17 protein-coding genes are annotated in these 17,903 nt (G+C 74.0%); 12 read left to right on the top strand and 5 right to left on the bottom strand.

Annotated features, from left to right (window positions below; translation table 11 throughout):
* Window positions 1-4 precede the first annotated feature (4 nt).
* Window positions 5-439 carry a hypothetical protein gene (locus AC3D3D_RS14030; protein WP_463663211.1) on the top strand — a complete coding sequence of 145 codons (435 nt, stop codon included), beginning with the start codon at window positions 5-7 and terminating at the stop codon, window positions 437-439.
* Window positions 436-2,034 (top strand): FHA domain-containing protein, encoded by a 1,599-nt coding sequence (locus AC3D3D_RS14025; RefSeq protein ID WP_463663210.1) that lies wholly within the window; start codon window positions 436-438, stop codon window positions 2,032-2,034. Before AC3D3D_RS14030 ends, AC3D3D_RS14025 begins: the two co-directional genes overlap by 4 nt.
* Window positions 2,035-2,067: 33 nt before the next feature.
* Here AC3D3D_RS14025 and AC3D3D_RS14020 read toward each other — a convergent pair whose 3' ends face one another.
* On the bottom strand, window positions 2,068-4,113 hold the full coding sequence (locus AC3D3D_RS14020) for a cation:proton antiporter (RefSeq protein ID WP_463663209.1): 2,046 nt from the start codon (window positions 4,111-4,113) through the stop codon (window positions 2,068-2,070).
* 154 nt (window positions 4,114-4,267) lie between these two features.
* Between AC3D3D_RS14020 and AC3D3D_RS14015 the strand changes: the two genes are divergently transcribed.
* Window positions 4,268-5,104: a protein kinase domain-containing protein gene (locus tag AC3D3D_RS14015; RefSeq protein ID WP_463663208.1), complete on the top strand. Its 837-nt coding sequence runs from the start codon at window positions 4,268-4,270 to the stop codon at window positions 5,102-5,104.
* On the opposite strand, the gene AC3D3D_RS14010 is transcribed toward AC3D3D_RS14015, so the two are convergent.
* The 4 genes from AC3D3D_RS14010 to rpmF form a co-directional block, all read right to left on the bottom strand.
* Window positions 5,038-6,015, bottom strand: coding sequence for an IS481 family transposase (locus tag AC3D3D_RS14010; protein ID WP_488512172.1), 978 nt, complete (start codon window positions 6,013-6,015; stop codon window positions 5,038-5,040). The two genes, AC3D3D_RS14015 and AC3D3D_RS14010, sit on opposite strands and share 67 nt — an antisense overlap.
* Before the next feature lie 167 nt (window positions 6,016-6,182).
* Window positions 6,183-8,741 carry a serine/threonine-protein kinase gene (locus AC3D3D_RS14005; protein WP_463663450.1) on the bottom strand — a complete coding sequence of 853 codons (2,559 nt, stop codon included), beginning with the start codon at window positions 8,739-8,741 and terminating at the stop codon, window positions 6,183-6,185.
* A 162-nt stretch (window positions 8,742-8,903) separates the two neighbouring features.
* Window positions 8,904-10,112 (bottom strand): mannose-6-phosphate isomerase, class I, encoded by a 1,209-nt coding sequence (gene manA, locus AC3D3D_RS14000; protein ID WP_463663503.1) that lies wholly within the window; start codon window positions 10,110-10,112, stop codon window positions 8,904-8,906.
* Between the two features lie 171 nt (window positions 10,113-10,283).
* Complete coding sequence (gene rpmF, locus AC3D3D_RS13995) at window positions 10,284-10,451, bottom strand: 50S ribosomal protein L32 (protein ID WP_463663451.1); 168 nt, start codon at window positions 10,449-10,451, stop codon at window positions 10,284-10,286.
* Window positions 10,452-10,638: 187 nt separating this feature from the next.
* Between rpmF and AC3D3D_RS13990 the strand changes: the two genes are divergently transcribed.
* The 9 genes from AC3D3D_RS13990 (at window position 10,639) to AC3D3D_RS13950 (ending at window position 17,896) form a co-directional block, all read left to right on the top strand.
* On the top strand, window positions 10,639-11,640 hold the full coding sequence (locus AC3D3D_RS13990; RefSeq protein ID WP_463663452.1) for a sensor histidine kinase: 1,002 nt from the start codon (window positions 10,639-10,641) through the stop codon (window positions 11,638-11,640).
* Entirely contained in the window at window positions 11,637-12,122 is a 486-nt protein-coding gene (locus AC3D3D_RS13985) for a response regulator (protein ID WP_463663453.1), read from the top strand. The genes AC3D3D_RS13990 and AC3D3D_RS13985 overlap by 4 nt, the downstream gene beginning before the upstream one ends.
* Window positions 12,119-12,778: an IMPACT family protein gene (locus AC3D3D_RS13980; RefSeq protein WP_463663454.1), complete on the top strand. Its 660-nt coding sequence runs from the start codon at window positions 12,119-12,121 to the stop codon at window positions 12,776-12,778. The genes AC3D3D_RS13985 and AC3D3D_RS13980 overlap by 4 nt, the downstream gene beginning before the upstream one ends.
* Window positions 12,779-12,882: 104 nt before the next feature.
* Window positions 12,883-13,236 carry a GntR family transcriptional regulator gene (locus AC3D3D_RS13975; protein WP_463663455.1) on the top strand — a complete coding sequence of 118 codons (354 nt, stop codon included), beginning with the start codon at window positions 12,883-12,885 and terminating at the stop codon, window positions 13,234-13,236.
* On the top strand, window positions 13,233-14,402 hold the full coding sequence (locus tag AC3D3D_RS13970; protein WP_463663456.1) for a DUF1648 domain-containing protein: 1,170 nt from the start codon (window positions 13,233-13,235) through the stop codon (window positions 14,400-14,402). Before AC3D3D_RS13975 ends, AC3D3D_RS13970 begins: the two co-directional genes overlap by 4 nt.
* A 382-nt stretch (window positions 14,403-14,784) precedes the next feature.
* A complete protein-coding gene (gene cysK / locus AC3D3D_RS13965; protein ID WP_463663457.1) occupies window positions 14,785-15,720 on the top strand; it encodes a cysteine synthase A in 936 nt (311 codons plus the stop codon).
* A gap of 1 nt (window position 15,721) precedes the next feature.
* Window positions 15,722-16,321 (top strand): serine O-acetyltransferase EpsC, encoded by a 600-nt coding sequence (epsC, locus tag AC3D3D_RS13960; protein ID WP_463663458.1) that lies wholly within the window; start codon window positions 15,722-15,724, stop codon window positions 16,319-16,321.
* A 322-nt stretch (window positions 16,322-16,643) separates the two neighbouring features.
* Complete coding sequence (locus AC3D3D_RS13955; protein ID WP_463663459.1) at window positions 16,644-17,453, top strand: GntR family transcriptional regulator; 810 nt, start codon at window positions 16,644-16,646, stop codon at window positions 17,451-17,453.
* Entirely contained in the window at window positions 17,450-17,896 is a 447-nt protein-coding gene (locus AC3D3D_RS13950; protein ID WP_488512166.1) for a PTS sugar transporter subunit IIA, read from the top strand. The genes AC3D3D_RS13955 and AC3D3D_RS13950 overlap by 4 nt, the downstream gene beginning before the upstream one ends.
* Window positions 17,897-17,903: the final 7 nt, after the last annotated feature.

Here is a 17,903-nt window from a genome sequence, read left to right as displayed (position 1 = left end):
CGCCATGCTTCCCACGCTCAACGGGCGGATCCAGTCCCGCATCCTCGTCACGCTGGTGGTCGGTGGCCTGTGGACGGCCGTCATCACCCCGCTGCTGCCGGTCGACGGCTCCCTGGGCCACGCCTACCAGGTGACGTACACCGTGCTCGGCACCGTCATCGTCCTCGGCCTGGTCTGGGAGCTCATCTACCACGGGCTCCAGCAGTTCCGATGGGAGAAGGACTGGCCGACGATCTTCGGCCTGCTCACCGGGATCAACGAGGGCGCGCTCATCTGGTTGCTGCTGCACCTGGGCTGGCTCCCCGGTGTCGGGGACGTCCCGCTGTCCGCCTTCCTCATCCACTTCATCACCACCTGGTTCCTCGTGTGGCTGGTGCAGAACGGGCCCATGCGCGTGCCGTTCATCCGCTGGCGCTTCAACGGAGGTCGATTCGTATGACCACGCAGCTCGACGCCGCCCCCGCCCTCGTCGTCCCGGGCCGCCACCACGTCGTGCGGCTGCCCGGCGTGCTGGCGCTCATCGCCGCCGACGGCGCGGACCGCGAGCACGTGGGGGCCGTGCTCGATCATCTGCGCGAGTCCTCCCGGACGGCGCCCGATGCCCCCGGTCGCGACATCGCCCGCCGGCTGACGATCTGGCTCGGCCAGGTGGCCGGGAACGGCGCGGGAGCGCCCGCGGTCGGGGTCGTCTCGGCCAGCGGCGAGGGCCTGGCGATCTTCCTGCACGGCGCGGTCCGCGTGGTCGAGGTGGGCGCCACGGGCGAGGACCCGGTCCGGCTCGACGGACGCGACTCGGCCTTCACCGTCGACCGGCTCGTCGCCTGGCCCACCGGGCGGCTCGTGCTCTCCGACGCCGGGGCGGACCTCGAGGTGCCGGCCCCTGACACGCTCGGCGGGTTCGAGCGGGGCGTCGTGCCGGGTACCGCGGTCGTCGTCGGCCCCGTCCCCGGGCCGGAGGCCGTGGGTCCCGACGCCGGAGCAATGTCGGTCGGTGCCGGGGCCACGTCCGAAGGTGACGCGGCCACGTCCCAGTCGGGCATGTCCGGGTCGGCCCCGCAGGGGCAGCGCGGCGGTGACGCCATGACGCCCGGCCCCGCGACGCCCTCGGCGGCGACGCCGGAGGCGCCCGCACTGCCGGAGGACGCCACCCCGTCGGGGATGTTCGAGGCCCTTCTGCCGGAGAACCGACCCGCCGTGCCGCCGCCGGCCGATTCCCCACCCACCCCGGGCCACTCCCCCGCGGGCGATGCGCCCGCAGGCAGTAGACCGGCAGGTGCAGGGGCTGCGCCGCGACTGTCGGAGCGGATCGCCGGGGGCCCGCCCGAGCCGGCACGCCGTCCCCTGCCGACGGCGACCGGCCTCGGCCGCGGGCTGCCCCCACGTCAGACGGGTGGCGCGAAGGCCGCCCCCGTCGCCGCACCGGCTCCTCAGGCTCCGACGGACGACGACGGGCCCGCCGCCTCGCCGCACCCGGCGCCGCAGCCCGGCTCCACACCTCGGCCCGACCCCTCGCCGGAGCCGGAGCCGGAGCCTGTCCACGGGCCCAGGTACCCGACCGAGGAGCGCGTGCGCGGGTTCCGCTGCTCGCGTGGCCACCTCAACGACCCGCGCGTCTCCTTCTGCCGGCTGTGCGGCATCCGCATGGACCACGTGACCGGCATCCTCGTCGAGGACCGGCGGCCCCCGCTGGGGCACCTCGTGCTCGACATCGGGGCCACCTTCGTCCTCGACCACAACTACGTGCTCGGCCGCCGGCCCGACGCCGACCCCGGTGTCCGGGAGGGGCGGTTGCAGCCGGTCCGGCTTGACGACAGCTCCGGCGCCCTGTCCCGGGTGCACGCGGAGATCCGCCTCACCGATTGGGACGTCGAGCTGGTGGACCGCGGCTCGGCCAACGGCACCTATGTGGCGACCTCCCACGACCAGGCCTGGCGCCGGCTCCAGCCCCACCAGAGCTTCGTGCTGACCCCGGGCACGCACGTCCTGCTCGGTCAGCGCACCTTCACCTTCGAGTCCTCCGCCGCCCGCCTCTGACCTCGTTCGCGCCGCGGTCGGTCGGCGCGCCGGTCACGGGCGTGCCGACGGCGCCCCGCTCATCTCGCCGACCGCCTCGACCAGCTCGGCGTCGGCCGTCTCCTGCCCGCAGCGCACGGTGAGCAGGGCACCCCGGGCGGCGTCGTCGTCGAGGGAGGCCGCGGCGACGTGCACCCCGGCCTCCTCCTTGCCGTCTCGGATCTCGAGCCCGGCGGCGACCAGCGGGGCCAGGGCGGCGGTGTGCCGCCGCAGCACCCGCGCGCCGCCGCGCGCGTGCAGGGCCAGCGCCGAACCGGTCGTGCGGGCCAGGGCGGCACCGTGCAGGACGGCGGCGCGCCCGTCATCGTCGGCGCCGGCGTGCACGTGCACGACGCCTTCCCCCTGGAGCGCAGCCCCGTCCTCGTCGACGAGCAGCAGGTCGAAGGTGTGCCCGGCGCCGGTGTCCGCCCCCACCTCCCGGGCCCAACCACGCGGCAGGACCACGGTCGCAGCGCCGGTGCTCTCCGCCTTCCCGAGCAGGTCCGTCCAGGGGTCGGAGGTCATCCGCACGAGCACGTTGACCTCGACGCCGGTGGCCCGCACCCGGGCCGCCAGCGCGTGCATGGCCTCGACGGCGGCGGTCATCCGTCCCAGGTCGCCGGCCAGTCCGGCACCGACCTCGACCGGCGCCGCCTCCTTGCGCACCAGCGCACTGAGCACGAGCTGGGCCGGGCGTCGTCCGCCGAGCAGCCCGGCGGCGGTGGCGGCGAGCCGGTCGCCGTCGGCCGGGTCCGGGACCAGCGCGAGCACGCGGTGGGACTGCTCCACGCCCAGGCTCGCCCGCTCGGCGGCGGCGATGTCCCGGGCGATGATCCGGTCGGGATAGGCGCGCCGCAGCAGGGGTCCGGTCATCATCGTGGTGAGGACCGCCATGAGCACGAGCAGGGTGAACAGCTCGCCGTCGAGGACCCCGAGCTGGCGGCCGATGTTGAGGATGACGAGCTCGGTCAGGCCGCGGGTGTTCATGAGGATGCCCAGGGCGCTGGCCTGTCGGTGGGGCACCTTCATCGCCCGGGCGGCGAGGTAGGCGCCGCCGAACTTCCCGCCCACCGCTACCAGGAGGATGAGCGCGAGCTGCCACAGGCCCGCCGCCGTGATCCCCCTGATGTCGGTGCTCAGCCCGGTGACGACGAAGAACAGCGGCAGCAGCAGGAGGACGCTGACCTGCTCGAGCCGCTCGAGGATCTCCCGGGTGAGATCCTCGGCGCCCTCGCGCGGCATGATGGCGCCGAAGACGAAGGCGCCGAAGATGGCGTGGATGCCGATGACGTCGGTGGCCACGGCCGACAGCAGCACCCCCACCAGGACGACGGCGAGGATGTCCGGCGTGAGGCGCCCCGCGCGCCGGTGGGCGTCGACGAGCCGGCGCAGCCAGGGGCGCACGAGCGCGAACATCACGGTGGCGAACACGGCCGTCAGGGCCACGATCCGCACGACGTCGGCGGGCCCGTCACCCTGGACGACCGCGACGACGAGGGCGAGCAGCGTCCAGGCGAGGATGTCGTCCACGGCGGCGCAGGCGAGCGCCAGCACGCCGGTGCTCGTGCGGTGCATCCCGCGGTCGGTGAGGATGCGGGCGAGCACCGGGAAGGCGGTGATCGACATCGCCACGCCGAGGAACAGCGCCAGGCCGAGCATCGGCACCGGCCCCTGCGGCGTGCTCGTGTGCAGCGGGTGCAGGACCAGGGCGAGCGCGGCGCCCAGCGCGAAGGGCAGCGCCACCGAGGACAGCGAGATCGTCCCGGCCACGCGCTGGCGCCCGCGCACGAGCGTCATGTCCAGCTCGAGCCCGACGATGAACATGAACAGCACGAGGCCCAGCTGGGCGAACATGTCCAGGTGCGGCAGGACCTCGGCCGGGAAGAGCCGGGCGTCGAGGTCACCGGGCAGCAGACCGAGCAGGCTGGGCCCGAGCACGATGCCGGCGATGATCTCCCCGACGACCGGCGGCTGGCCCAGGCGCAGCGCCAGGCGGCCGCACAGCCGGGCGGCGACGATGATGACCGCGATGCAGAGGAACACGTGGCCGGCGAGGTGCATGGCATGAGCCTCCCGTGTCTGCGGGCCGGGCACCAGACCTTCTTCCCGCAGGTCCCGCGGCCGATACTGTGGGCGCGTCGGCGGCGCGCCCGCCGTCGACGCCCGGCCCGGCGCCCTCCGGACGGGCGCGGCCCGGCACCAGGTGGGAGCGGACATGACGACCGACGACGGCGCCTCAGGCCTGCCCAGGCTCGCCGACTACGAGGTGCTCGAGCGGGTCGCCGACGGCAACCACGGCCACTTCTACCTGGCCCGGCCGCCGGCCCGGCTGGGCCTCGGAGAGGACCTGGTCCGGGTCAAGGTCTTCGCCGGGCACGTCACCGAGGACGCCTACCGGCGCGGCACCCGCGAGCTGCGCGCCTTCGCCTCGGTGGACTCCCCCTACCTCGCCACGGTGTACGACGCCGTCCTGGACGAGCGCTTCTTCTACGCGACCGAGCACTTCCCGCTCGGCTCGCTGGCCGCCCACGCAGGCGCCGTCTCCCGTGGGGAGGCGCTGCGGGCCCTGGAGCACGCCGCGCTGGCCGTGCACGCCCTGCACGAGGCAGGCATGGCGCACGGCGACGTGCAGCCCGCGAACGTCATGCTCACCGACGACGGTGGCCGCCTGGCCGACCTGGGGCTGGCCCGGGTGCTCGCCGTGGGTGACGCGCTGACGGGCATGGCACCGGAGGCCTCCATCGGGTTCGTCGACCCGGAGCTCCTCACCGGTGCCAGCCCCTCGCGGGCCACGGACGTGTGGGGGCTGGGTGCCACGCTGCACCACGCCCTGACCGGGCGGGGCCTGTACGGGGACCTGCCCGCGCAGCAGCCGATGCTGGCGATCCGCAAAGTTCTCGGCGCCGCGGGCCCCACGGTCGACGCCGGGCTGAACGCGGACGAGTACCGGGTCGTGCGCACGTGCCTGGCCGCGCCCGGCGAGCGCTACCTGTTGTGTCCACGCAGGTTGGGTACGAGGTCGGCTGGTGATCTGCCGCCGAGTGCGGTGTGACCGCGGTGGTGATTGTAGGTGTGGAGCCAGTCGGTGAAGCTTCCAGCACGGTCTGACTCGGAGGAGTAGGGCCTGACGTAGGCCCATTCCTCGAGGAGGGTGCGGTTGAACCTCTCCACCTTCCCGTTGGTCTGGGGGCGGTAGGGCCGGGTTCGTTTGTGCGCGATGGTCTCGCCGAGGGCGTTGGCGAAGGTCCGGGAGCGGTAGCAGGCGCCGTTGTCGGTCAGTACCCGCTGGACGGTGACCCCGACCGAGGCGAAGTAGGCGTTGGCACGCTGCCAGAATGCGGCGGCGGTCTCCTTGCGTTCGTCGGTGAGCAGCTCGCTGTAGCCGAGCCGGCTGTGGTCGTCGACGGCGTTGTGGATGTACCAGTAGCCGATCTTGCCGCGCTTGGTGTTCTTCCGTCCGACTGCCCTGCCCAGCACCCTGTGGCCGCCGCCGTCGGGGATCTTGCCGAGCTTCTTGATGTCGACATGGACCAGGTCGCCGGGCGCGTCGTGGACATAGCTGTTGACCTTGCGCCGGGACCACTTGATCCGGACCCCGGTGGCCGGGTCGGTCCAGGCCAGCGGCGGGCAGGCGTAGCGGCGCAGGATCTTGTGCACCGTGGAAACCGCCATCCGCAATCGGTAGGCGATCCGAGCCGGCCCCCAGCGCCGCGAGACCCGCAGCCCGATCACGCGCCGCTCGACACGGGTCGCGGTCCGATGGGGCGAGAGAGCCGGCCGGGAGGATCGATCTACCAAGCCGGCGCGGCCCTCGGCCAGGTACCGATCGGCCCACCTCCTGGCCGTGGTCACCGAGCAGTTCCACCGCTCGGCAGCACGGGCCAGCGTCCATCCCTTGTCAACGACGAGCTGGGCCAGTCGCAACCGACCAGCAGGGGTTAATCGAGCGTTAGCGTGGGACACGAAGGCCTCCGGTTTGTGAGATGCGAATGCTTGGTCGCTTCACACCTCACCCGGAGGTCTTCGTCATCGTCTAGCAGCCACGCCGTACCTAACGTCCGTGGACAGAACAGCTACCCCACGGCCGCCGAGGTCGCCGCGGACATCGCCGCCCTGCGCGGCTGAGCGGGTCAGAACGGGGCGCCGGCCCACCACTCGTCGGAGATCTCTTCCCTGTCGTGCCCCTCCCAGAAGGTGGATACGACGAAGAACGCCTGCACAGGATTGACGAAGGACGTGTGGATGAAACCGGGGTCGGTGACCCCCACGTCGCTGATGAGGAGGTCGCCCTCGGGCACGTCGGGGGTGTCGGTCCGGTGCCACTGATCCTCCACCCACCCCTGGTTCTGTATGCCGTCCTCGACGAAGGCGGCAACGGACTCGGTCGAGTCGAACTCCAGGACCACGAACTCGAGCCCGTCCTCCTGGGTGCAGGTGATGTATGAGGTGACGCCGTCGGGCCTCGGCAGGAAATCAGAGGGCTCGTCGGCGCAGGTCGCCTCGTTGTAGCCGGTGCCCCCGGGGCTCGCCGGCAGCAGCTCGGGGAAGGCCTCGTACGCCCCGTCCCAGTCGGACGCGGGCCTTGGCGGCGCAGGGGACGGTCCGGGCGTGGTGCCGGTGGTCCCGTCGTCGTCGCCACCACCCAGCAGGAGCCAGCCGACGCCGCCGAGCAGCGCGACGGCGAGGACGGCGATCACCACGTACGCCGCGGGGTGCACGCGCCGACGGGAGGCGGGACGGGAGCCGCCGGTCCCCGTCCCTGCCACTGCGCCTGCGCCGGGGCCGAACGCGGTTCGGGGCGGTGTGCCACTCGCCGACGGTGGGGATCCCGCATACCGGGCGGCAGGTGCGGCGCCCGGTCCGTGCGGCGCCGCCTGCGGTGATACCCCGTGCCCGGACGAGCCCTGGGCGGGGCCACCGGGCAGGCCCTGCGCGGACCGGCCGGGCGGCAGGGACTGGCCCGGGTCGTGCTGAGCCGTCCGACCCGGCGGCAAGGACTGGCCCGGATCGTGCTGAGCCGCCCGGCCCGGCGGCAAGGACTGGCTCGGGTCGTGCTGAGCCGTCCGACCCGGCGGCAGGGACTGGCCCGGGTCGTGAGCAGCGAACTGCCCGGCGGGTCCCGCCGCGGGGACGCTCGCCCGCCCCGCGGTCCAACCCGGACCGGCCGCGCCGCGGGGCGCGTTGCCGTCGGTCGACCACGCGAGGTCGCCCTCGCCGTCGGAGCGCAGGTAGGGCGCCGGGGAGGCGCTCGTCGGATGCCACTGGGCCAGTCGGGCGAGCCGGTGCGCGATCTGGTCGAGGAGCTCGGGGTGCCGGGCGCCGTGGCGCTCGTAGGCCACGGTCCAGGTGCGGCCCCCGCTGCCGACGGTGATCTCCTCGAGGTGGTCGCCCGCCACGATGCGCTCGAGCGGGAGCCGTGGCGGCAGGTCGAAGAAGCGGGCGTCGTTGAGCAGGTTCTCCAGCGAGGCGCGGTCGCGGGGGTGGATCTCGCGGGTGTCGACCGGTCCGACCTCGAGCGAGGGACTGCCGTCGGAGTGGAAGCGGCGCACCATGAGCGTGAAGGGCGGGCGCGGGCCGGAGAACGACCGGCTCTGCCCGGACTGCCCGTCGGGGCTGGCGGCCGAACCCTGCCCCTGCGCCGGCCCTCCGGCGTCAGCCCCCGGGCCGCCGTCCGCACCCGGTGCCGCCTGACCGGCGGTGCCGGGCTCCTCATCCTCCGGCGGGGGCACCGGCTGCCCGGTCGGGGCCGGAGGCGTGACGGGGGCGGAGCGGGGCGGGGCGGGCATGGTCCGCTCCGGGTCGGCCCGCACCGTGGTGTCGTGCACCTCCTCCATGGCCCGCATCGCGGCCCGCGCGGCCCGGCTGAGCTCACGGCAGGTCGCGTAGCGCTTCTCGGGGTCCTTCGCCATCGCCCGGGCCACGACCTCGTCGAAGGCCGGCCCCAGCCCGGGCACCTTCTCCGAGGGCCTGGGCGGCGGCGTGGTCAGGTGGGCGTTCATCTTCCCGAAGGGGGTGTCGGCCGGAAAGGGGATGCTGCCGGTGAGGAGCTCGTAGAGCACGCAGCCCAGCGCATAGATGTCGACCTTGTGGGTGAGGTGGCGGGCCTCGATCTGCTCGGGACTGGCGTAGGCGATCGTCGCGAGCATGTTGCCGGTGCCGGTGAGGTTCTCGCCGTCATCGACGGTCTTGGCGATGCCGAAGTCGGTGAGCAGGACCTGCTCGGGCTCGTCCTCGTCGTCGGGGTCCAGGGGCGGGGCGAGCAGGATGTTGGCCGGCTTGACGTCGCGATGCAGGAGGCCCGTGCGGTGGGCGAAGTCCAGCCCCGCGCCGACCTCGTGGACGATGTGCACCGCCCGCGCCGGGTCCAGCCCGCCGTCGGAGGCCTTGACGGCCGCCGCGGCGTCGGTGCCCTCGACGTACTGCATGGCGATCCACAGCCGCCCCTCGTGCTCGCCGCGGTCGTACACGGCGACGATGTTGCGGTGGAAGAGCTGGGCGGCGAGGTCGGCCTCGCGCTCGAAGCGGGTGCGGAAGCTCTCGTCGGCCATCAGCGAGGAGCTGAGCATCTTCAGCGCGTCCTGGCGCGGCAGACGGGGGTGACGGGCGAGGAACACCGAGCCCATACCGCCACGGCCGAGCACACGTTCGATCGTGTAGCCCGCGACGACCGCACCGGGCTTGTGGTCCACCGATTCCTCCGCTCCTGCCTGCGTGCCCGGGACCGCCTGTTGGCAACGCGTCGTCTGTGACGCCGGGCACGGACACCGTAACGCCTCGCACCGGTCAGGACCGGGGCTAGATCTCCCCCAGGGTTCACCCGCGTGGCCTCCGGCGGCGACGGCGCGGACGTGTCAGGGGACGTCGGCCTGGACCAGCAGCCCGGTGCCGGAGACGCTGACGGCACCCAGGTCGCCGGCGACGAACACGGCCTCGCCGCGAGCCAGGTCGGCCGTGGCGCCGTCGACCCGCAGGGTCACCGCGCCGTCGACGGCGAGGAGCACGCGCGGGCCGCGGCCCGGGACGCTCACCCCGGCGTCGTCCTCGAGGGTGACCACCGCCAGCTCGAAGTCGTCCACGGGCGCGTAGTAGACGCCCACGTGGGGGCTCACCGTCTCCGGGGCGATGCGCACCGGTGGCGCGGCGACGTAGTCGAGGGTCTCCAGCAGCTCGGGGACGTCGACGTGCTTGGTCGTCAGCCCGGCGCGCAGGACGTTGTCCGAGGAGGCCATGATCTCGACCGCGAACCCGGACAGGTAGGCGTGCACGGCACCGGCCGGCACGAACATCGCCTCCCCCGGTCGCAGGGTGACCGGGTTGAGCAGGAGGGCCACGACGACGCCCGGGTCCCCCGGGTGCTCGCCCTGGAGCTGGGTGACGATCCGGTCCACGCGCGGGGACGGCGAGACGCCCTCCTCCAGGCGGCGTGCGGCCGCCGCGGCGACCTGCCCGACCTGCTCCGGCCCGGGCCGGGTGCCGGCGCCGAGGAGCTGTTCGACGACGCGGCGCACGCCCGGCGCGGACGGGGTGCGCCGGAGCTCGTCCTCCATCGCCACGGTCACGTCGGTGTCGAGGCCGGCCAGGACCTCGATGGCACGGCGCGGCGCCCGGAACCCGCAGACGGCCTCGAAGCGGGTGAGGGCGTAGACCATCTCGGGCTTGTGGTTGGGGTCCCGGTACCGGCGCTCGGGCGCGCCGCGGTCGACGCCCGCGGCCTCCTCGGCGGCGAAGCCGCGGCGGGCGCGGTCGAGGTCCGGGTGGACCTGGAGGGACAGTGCCCGGGCGGGGGCCAGGAGCTTGAGCAGGTAGGGCAGCTGCTCGCCGTAGCGGCCGACGACGTCGTGGCCCAGCGTGCGGCCGGGCTCGCGGGCGATGTGCTCGCCCAGGGTGGTCCCGGCGGCGTCGTCCGGTGCGCACCCGCGGGTGCGCGCCTGCGCCTCGGGATGGGCGCCGAACCACAGCTCGGCGACCGGGGTGCCGTCCGCGGGCACGCCGAGCAGGTCGGGGATGACGTGGGTCGAGCCCCAGGAGTAGGGCCGAGGGGCTCCCTCGAGCCGCACCAGTCCGGGAACGTCAGGCATGCGGCCCCTCTCCTCGGTCGCGCCGGTGCGGCGCACGTGTACGCGGACGCCTCGCCGGCGCCGTCGCCGGTCGGCGTCGGCGGTGCCGGCGAGCACCTTCCCGGGACGACGACGGCTCCGCACCCATCAGGTGCGGAGCCGGTGCGTCGTGGTTCAGTCGGCCTCGACGAGGCCCTTCTGGTAGGCCTTCGCCAGACGACGGGGGACCTTGATCTCGCGACCCCGGACGCGGACGGTGACGAGCTGGGTGAGCTCGGCCTTCCACTGGGACCGGCGAGAGCGGGTGTTGCTGCGGGACATCTTGCGCTTCGGAACTGCCATGGCCCTGCCGCTCCTTTCTCGGGTGGACGATCAACGACCCCCAAGGATGCCAGAGCACCGGACGCAGGGGCCAACCTCCGCAGAGTACGCGCCCTGTGAGATCCCTCGCCAGGGACGTCGTCGCGGGACTCGTCACACCGGGCCGGTAGGCTCGGTACCCCAGCGATCCCCGAGGAGCCTGACGACCGTGCCGAGCCCGTCCCCGCACGACGTGGATGACGCGGCTGCCACCGCCCGGCTCGGCGCCCTGACGGCCGGCATCGCGCACGACCTGGCCACCCCGACCGCGGCCCTGTCCCGCGCCGCGGACACCCTGGGGACCGACCTCGACGCGCTGCTCGGCGCGCTGGCCGGCACCGCCGACGATCCCGCCTCCTCCCCCGCCGCTCGGGCTCGCCTCGCGCTGGCCCGGGCCCGGGACGCCGCGCCCCGCACCACCGCGCAGGACCGGGCGCTGCGCCGAGCAATCGCTGAGCGCCTCGGCGACGACGCGCTCGCCCGTCGTCTGGTCGTGGCCGGCTGCGCCGACGTCGAGGAGGCCCTCGAGCTGTCCGCGGCCGGGGCGGACGCCGTCGAGCTGTCCGCGCTCGCCACCTCCGTCGGCGCGGCGCTGGGCCGCCTCGACGTCGCCGCCCGCCAGATCACCACCCTCACCGGTGCGGTCCGCACCTACGTGCGCGGCTCGTCCGCACGAGCCGAGCCCGCCGAGGTCGACGTCGCCGCCGGCCTGCGCGACGCGCTGACCCTGACCGCGCACCGCCTGCGCGGGATGGAGGTCACGATCAGCCTCGAGGAGGCCCCGCCGGTGCTCGCCCGGCCGGGCAGCCTGGACCAGGTGTGGACGAACGTGCTGGTCAACGCCGCCGAGGCCACCGGCGGCACGGGGAGGCTCACGATCACCCTCAGCCGGGCGGACGAGGACGGGGTGCGCGTGGTGCTGGCCAACGACGGCCCGCCGATCCCGCCGGCCGATCTCGAACGGATCTTCGCCCCGCGCGTGAGCACCAAGGACCACTCGACCGGGTCCGGACTCGGCCTGGGGCTGGCCCTGTGCCGCGAGATCGTCGGCGAGGCCGGCGGCACGATGCACGCCCGATCAAAGGCGGGCCTGACCGAGATGATCGTGGAGCTGCCGATCGCCGGCGGCACCAAGGCGGCGGAGGAGACCGCCGGGAAGGAGCGGACATGAGGCTGACCCTCCTCGTGCTGGAGGACGATCCCGGGGTGCGCGCCGCCGTCGTGCGCGACCTGGAGGAGATCGCGCAGGCCCTGCGCGTGGAGGAGGCGGACACGGTCGACGACGCCTGGGCGATCGTCGAAGAGGTCATCGCCGACGGCGACGCCCTGGCGATGCTGCTGGTGGACCACCAGCTGCCGGGGCGTACCGGCGTCGACCTGCTCGTCGAGGCGTGGGTGGACCCGCGGACCTCGGACTCGCGCAAGATCCTGCTCACCGGGGCGGCCGGCCACGAGGACACCATCCGCGCGGTCAACGAGGGCGGGCTCGACCACTACGTCGCCAAGCCCTGGGACCCCGAGGTCCTGCGCGCCACGGTCCGCAAGCAGCTCACCGACTTCGTGCTGGCCACCAGGACGGCCCCCGACGACTACCTGCCCGCGCTCGAGCGCGGCCGCGTCGAGCACCTGCTGGGCGCCCCGACCACGGAGTGACCGGGCAGGACGTGCGCCGCCCCGCCCGCGGGGCGTGGGTCGAGGCCGAGCTGGTCGAGAAGCGCTCCCGCTTCCTGACGGTGCTCGCCCGCGCCGACGACGAGGACGCCGCCCGGGCGGTGCTCGCCCGGGCCCGCGCCGAGCACCCGCAGGCCCGGCACCACTGCTCGGCGTGGGTGCTCGGGGGCACCGGCGGCGGCCCGGCCCCGACCCACAGCTCTGACGACGGCGAGCCCTCGGGCACCGCGGGGCGGCCCATGCTCGACCGGCTGCTCGGCGCGAGCCTGGAGAACGTGGCGGCCGTGGTGGTGCGGTACTTCGGCGGGACGCTGCTCGGCACCGGGGGGCTCGTGCGCGCCTACGGCGACGCCGTCGGGCTGGCGCTGGAGAGGCTGCCGCTCGTACGCGTCGAGGTGCTCGCGCGGTGCACGGTGCGCGCCGACCACGCCACGGGCGCACGCCTGGAGGCCGAGCTGCGCGGCGTGGGCGGCACCCGGGTGCTGGCGGCGGCCTGGGAGGCCGAGGGGGTGGCGCTCGACGTCGCGACCGACGACGCCGACGCGCTGGCCGCCCGCGTGGCCGAGCTGACCGCCGGCACCGCCCGGGTCGAAGAACCGTCTCCCCACCCCATCGAGATCCCCCTCGCCGACGCGTAGGCGGCCCCGCTCACCGCCACCGCCACCGCCACCGCTCCGACCGAGGTTGCACTCGTTCACTTCGGCCTATTGCTCTAGTTCACATAGAACTATAGAATCAAACCGTGCAGATCGTCATCGACACCGCGTCGCCGGAGCCGCTCTTCGAGCAGGTCGCCGGGCAGGTGCGCGACGCCGTCCTCATCGGGCGGCTCCGCGCCGGCGCCCGACTGCCCTCGGCCAAGGAGCTCGCCGGCAGCCTGGACGTCAACCAGCACACGGTCCTGCACGCCTACCAGGTGCTGCGCGACGAGGGCTTCCTCGACCTGCGCCGCGGCCGGGGGGCCACGGTCCGCCACGACCACCCCTCCCCGGCCCCCCGCCTGCTGAGCGCCATCGACGACGTCCGCCGCACGGCGGCCGAGTCCGGGGTCCCGCTCACCACCGTCGTCCACCTCCTCAAGGAGCCGCAGTCATGACCGACGCCGACCACACCACCCGCGGACGCGGGCCGCTCCCGCACCGCGGACGCGCCTGGCTGCTCGGCGTCGCCCTGCCCCTGCTCGTCACCGCGGCGGCTTGGATCTACATCGCGGCCGTGGTGGGCGACCTGCCTGAGCGCGTCGCCGTCCACTGGGGCGTCGATGGCCCCGACCGCTGGAGCTCGACCACCGAGCTGCTGGCCGTCCCCGCCGTCATGTGCGGCGTCTCCCTGGCGATCATGTGCCCGCTGGCCGTCCTCGTCGGCCGTCAGTCGCTCACGCGCCGGATGGTGGTCGGCCTCTCGGCGGGCATGGCCACGATGTTCGCCGGCATCGCCGTCTCGACCGTCCAGGTCAACCTCACCGTGCCGCCCGGCGACCCGGTGGCCGGCATCGTGCTCGCCTGCGTGGCGGCGCTGGTGGTCGGCGTGGCCGCGGGCGCCGCCGCAGGTGACGACCCGATCGTCCGCGCCACCGAGCCCGTCCCCGCCGAGGCGCCGCGCGCCGACCTCTGCCCCAGCCAGCAGGCGGTCTGGATCCGCGGGACCGGCGTGCCGATGCCCATCATCGTCGGGATCGTCGTGCTCCTGGCAGCCACGGGCATCCTCATCGGCGTGGTCGGCAGCTGGCTGTGGGGCACGGTGTTCGCCCTCGCGCTCATCGTGCTCGAGCTCGCCTTCCTCCGCTTCCGGGTGCGGGTCGACCGCGAGGGGCTGACCGCCCGCTCGGTGCTCGGCCTCACCGTGCTGCGGGCGCGCGCCGAGGAGGTCGTTCGGGCCGGCACGACCGAGGTCGACCCCTTCGCCGAGTTCGGCGGCTGGGGTGTGCGCACCGACGTGCACGGCCGCGTCGGTCTCGTCACCCGCAAGGGTGCGGCGGTACAGGTCGAACGCTCCGGCGGGCGCGTCTCCGTCGTCACGGTCGACGACGCGGCCACCGCGGCCGCCCTGCTCAACACCATGGCCGAGCGCTCGAGGCCGGTGTCCCGCCTCGAGGACACCTCACTCGGGGACACCTCGGCGCCGCAGCGGCCCGTCATCACCCCGCACGGCACGGGCGCGGGCGGCCGTCACGACAAGGCCGGGTCCGACGTCGGGACCACCGACGGACCCGGGACCATCACCCGCCCCGGGACCTCCCCCGACGACGGCACCACCGCCTGACCGGCACCCCACCCGCTCCCCCGTCCCGAGGTCCGGGACGCCCCCACCCCGGGCGGCGGGCACCGGCGTCGATCGTGCACCATGGAGGTCGAGGACCCGATAGGGTTGATTGAGCATTCAATGTCCATGGCCGACGACCAGCGTCGGGAGGTGAGCCGTGCGTGACGACCTGGTGTCGCTGACACCCCCGCACCACTTCGCCTTCTGCACGGAGGGCGGCTGTCGCTAGGGCGTCGGGCCCTACGCGCCCCCGGCGCCCCGACCCCCCGCCCCTCAGCTCCACGGCGCCGACCGCGCCCGGACGGCACCGCCGCCCTGCCCGCGCGGTCGCGCACCCCCCCAACTCGACCCGGCACGTCCCACCACCACCCGGAGGCACCCCATGGCACAGATCTTCGACGACGTCACCCAGGCGATCGGCCGCACCCCGCTCGTCCGTCTCAACCGCGTGACCGACGGCGCCGGCGCGACCGTCGTCGCCAAGCTCGAGCACTTCAACCCGGCCAACTCCGTCAAGGACCGCATCGGCGTCGCCATCATCGACGCGGCCGAGGCGTCCGGCGAGCTCGCCGAGGGCGGCACGATCATCGAGGCCACCTCGGGCAACACCGGCATCGCGCTGGCCATGGTCGGCGCCGCCCGCGGCTACGACGTCGTCCTGACGATGCCCGAGACCATGTCCAAGGAGCGCCGCGCCCTGCTGCGCGCCTTCGGCGCCGAGCTCATCCTCACCCCCGGCCCCGACGGCATGCGCGGCGCGGTCGAGGCCGCCGAGAAGACCGCCGCCGAGCGGCCCGGATCCGTGCTGGCCCGCCAGTTCGCCAACCAGGCCAACGTCGAGATCCACCGCGCCACCACGGGCCCGGAGATCTGGGCGGACACCGACGGCGCGGTCGACATCCTCGTCTCCGGCATCGGCACGGGCGGCACCATCACCGGCGCCGGGAGCTACCTCAAGGGGCAGAAGCCGGGCGTGCACCTCGTCGCGGTCGAGCCCGAGGAGTCGCCCATCCTCAACGGCGGCAAGCCCGGCCCGCACAAGATCCAGGGGCTCGGTGCGAACTTCGTCCCCGAGATCCTCGACACCGAGCTCTACGACGAGGTCGTCGACATCAACATCGACTCCTCGCTGACCTACGCCCGCCGCGCCGCCACCGAGGAGGGCCTGCTCGTCGGCATCTCCTCCGGCGCAGCGATCGCCGCCGCCGTCCAGGTCGCCAAGCGCGAGGAGAACGCCGGCAAGCTCATCGTCGTCGTTCTCCCCGACCTGGGTGAGCGCTACCAGTCCACCGCGCTGTTCGAGGGCCTGGTCGACTGACGTGCACGACTCCGGTGTGCCCTTCTGGGTGCTGCTGCGCGAGGACCTCGAGGCGGCGCAGCGGCGCGACCCTGCCGCGCGTTCCCGCCTCGAGGTCGCCCTCGCCTACCCGGGCGTGCACGCGCTCTGGGCACACCGGCTCACGCACCGCATGTGGCACGCGGACCCCACCCGGCACCGCCTGCGCATGCCGGCGCGTCTGCTGTCCCAGGCCGCCCGCGCGCTGACCGGGATCGAGATCCACCCCGGCGCCACGATCGGGCGGCGCATGTTCATCGATCACGGCATGGGCGTGGTCATCGGGGAGACCGCCGAGGTGGGCGAGGACGTGGTGATCTTCCACGGCACCACTCTCGGTGGTGTTTCGATGAGCAAGGGCAAGCGGCACCCCACGGTCGGTGACCGGGCCACGATCGGCGCGGGCGCCAAGGTGCTCGGCCCGGTGACCGTGGGCGCGGACGCCCGCATCGGCGCCAACGCCGTGGTGGTCAAGGACGTCGCCGACGACACCTCCGCCGTGGGGGTGCCGGCCCGTGCGCTCCCGCCCAAGGTGACCGCCGACGCCGAGGAGCGGTGGCTGGACCCCGCGATCTACATCTGAGCCGGTCGCGGGAGGAACATCCCGACCGACGACGGCGCCACCGCGCAGGCGCCGGGACGTGGGCGCCGGACCGGCACCAGGGGCCGGGGAGCATCAGCTCCTCGGCCCCTCGTCATGTGCCGGGGCGGGAGGTGCCGGTCGTGCACCGAACCAACGACCGGCGCAGGCGGTCACGCACACGCGGTCACGCACACGCTGCCGTGACCATGCCGCATCACCCCCGTCAGGCCGCCCCTCACCTTGGTCATAATGATTGACCATCCTTCCGGCTAGTTGTTATGATGTTTGTCGTCCATTCATCATGATGTGCAGCGAGGCTCCGATGACGCAGACCACCGCGCGCCCCCCGTCGGCCATGCGGCCGCGCGCGCCGAGGGGCAAGTGGGTCGCCGTCCGGGACGACCTCCTGCGGCGATACTCCGCCGCCCCGCCCGAGACGGCGCTACCGAGCGAGACGGTGCTGTGCGACGAGTACGGCGTCTCGCGCATCACCGTCCGCCGCGCCCTCGACGAGCTCGCCCGTGCCGACGTCGTCCGTCGCGAGCAGGGCCGCGGAACCTTCACCACCGGTCGCCGCGCCCTCGACGGGGCGCGGACCGAGGTCTACGACCTCACCGGGCTGTACCGGCAGATGGCCGCCGAGGGGCGCCGAGTCGACTCCCGGGTCCTCGTCCAGGGCGTGTTCACCGCACCTGCCGACGTCGCCACGGCCCTGGGCATCCACCCCACCGCCCCCGTGGTCCGGCTCGACCGCCTGCGCTCCATCGACGGCACCGTCGACCATCTCAGCCGTGTGTGGCTCTCCCACCTCGTCTACCCCGAGGTCGCCACGACGGACTTCACCGACACCTCGCTCTACGGCTTCCTCGGCGAGACCTACGGGGTCAAGCTCGTCGAGGACCGGGTACGGGTGTCGATGGTCCGCCCGACCGGCGACGCCGCCGACCTGCTCGACGTGCCGACCGACGCGCGCCGCCTCCAGACCGAGTCCACGGCCTACGCACCGGACCACCAGCCGATCGTGCACGGACGCACGACGTTCGCCTCCGCCGACGCGACGGCCAGCTTCACCGTCGTCGCGCCGACGCCGCAGGCGATCGACCAGCCCCGTGCCCGCCCCCAAGGAGAATGATGCTGCCCGACCTGCTCACCGACGACCGCATCGCCTTCGCCGGGTCACTCGACTGGGAGGAGGCCGTCCGCCGGGCGGCCGCTCCGCTCGTCGCCGACGGCTCGGTCGAGGAGCGCTACGTCGACCAGATCGTCGACAACGTCCGCGAGCCCGGCGGAACCTACATGGACCTCGGCTTCGGGGTCACGCTGGCGCACGCCCGACCCGAGGCCGGCGTGCGACAGACCGCCGTCGCGCTCCTGCTCCTGGCGACACCCGCCCTGCTGGCGGACTCGTCCGAGCACCCGGTCCGGGCGGTCATCGTCCTTGCCGCCGAGAACAGCTCGAGCCACCAGGACGTCATGGCAGACATCGCCTCCATGCTCATCGACGAGCAACGGCGAGACGCCCTGGTGACCGCCACCGACCACGCCCAGGTCCGCGCCGTCATCGACGCCGACTGACCCACCC

It is taken from the genome of Georgenia sp. X1117 (assembly GCF_057784635.1).
This window is presented reverse-complemented; position numbering and strand designations above follow the sequence as displayed.

Coding starts and splice junctions, on each gene's coding strand:
- AC3D3D_RS14030 (WP_463663211.1), top strand. CDS start 5: ATGCTTCCCACGCTCAACGGGCGGATCCAGTCCCGCATCCTCGTCACG.
- AC3D3D_RS14025 (WP_463663210.1), top strand. CDS start 436: ATGACCACGCAGCTCGACGCCGCCCCCGCCCTCGTCGTCCCGGGCCGC.
- AC3D3D_RS14020 (WP_463663209.1), bottom strand. CDS start 4,113: ATGCACCTCGCCGGCCACGTGTTCCTCTGCATCGCGGTCATCATCGTC.
- AC3D3D_RS14015 (WP_463663208.1), top strand. CDS start 4,268: ATGACGACCGACGACGGCGCCTCAGGCCTGCCCAGGCTCGCCGACTAC.
- rpmF (WP_463663451.1), bottom strand. CDS start 10,451: ATGGCAGTTCCGAAGCGCAAGATGTCCCGCAGCAACACCCGCTCTCGC.
- AC3D3D_RS13985 (WP_463663453.1), top strand. CDS start 11,637: ATGAGGCTGACCCTCCTCGTGCTGGAGGACGATCCCGGGGTGCGCGCC.
- AC3D3D_RS13970 (WP_463663456.1), top strand. CDS start 13,233: ATGACCGACGCCGACCACACCACCCGCGGACGCGGGCCGCTCCCGCAC.
- cysK (WP_463663457.1), top strand. CDS start 14,785: ATGGCACAGATCTTCGACGACGTCACCCAGGCGATCGGCCGCACCCCG.
- AC3D3D_RS13955 (WP_463663459.1), top strand. CDS start 16,644: ATGACGCAGACCACCGCGCGCCCCCCGTCGGCCATGCGGCCGCGCGCG.
- AC3D3D_RS13950 (WP_488512166.1), top strand. CDS start 17,450: ATGATGCTGCCCGACCTGCTCACCGACGACCGCATCGCCTTCGCCGGG.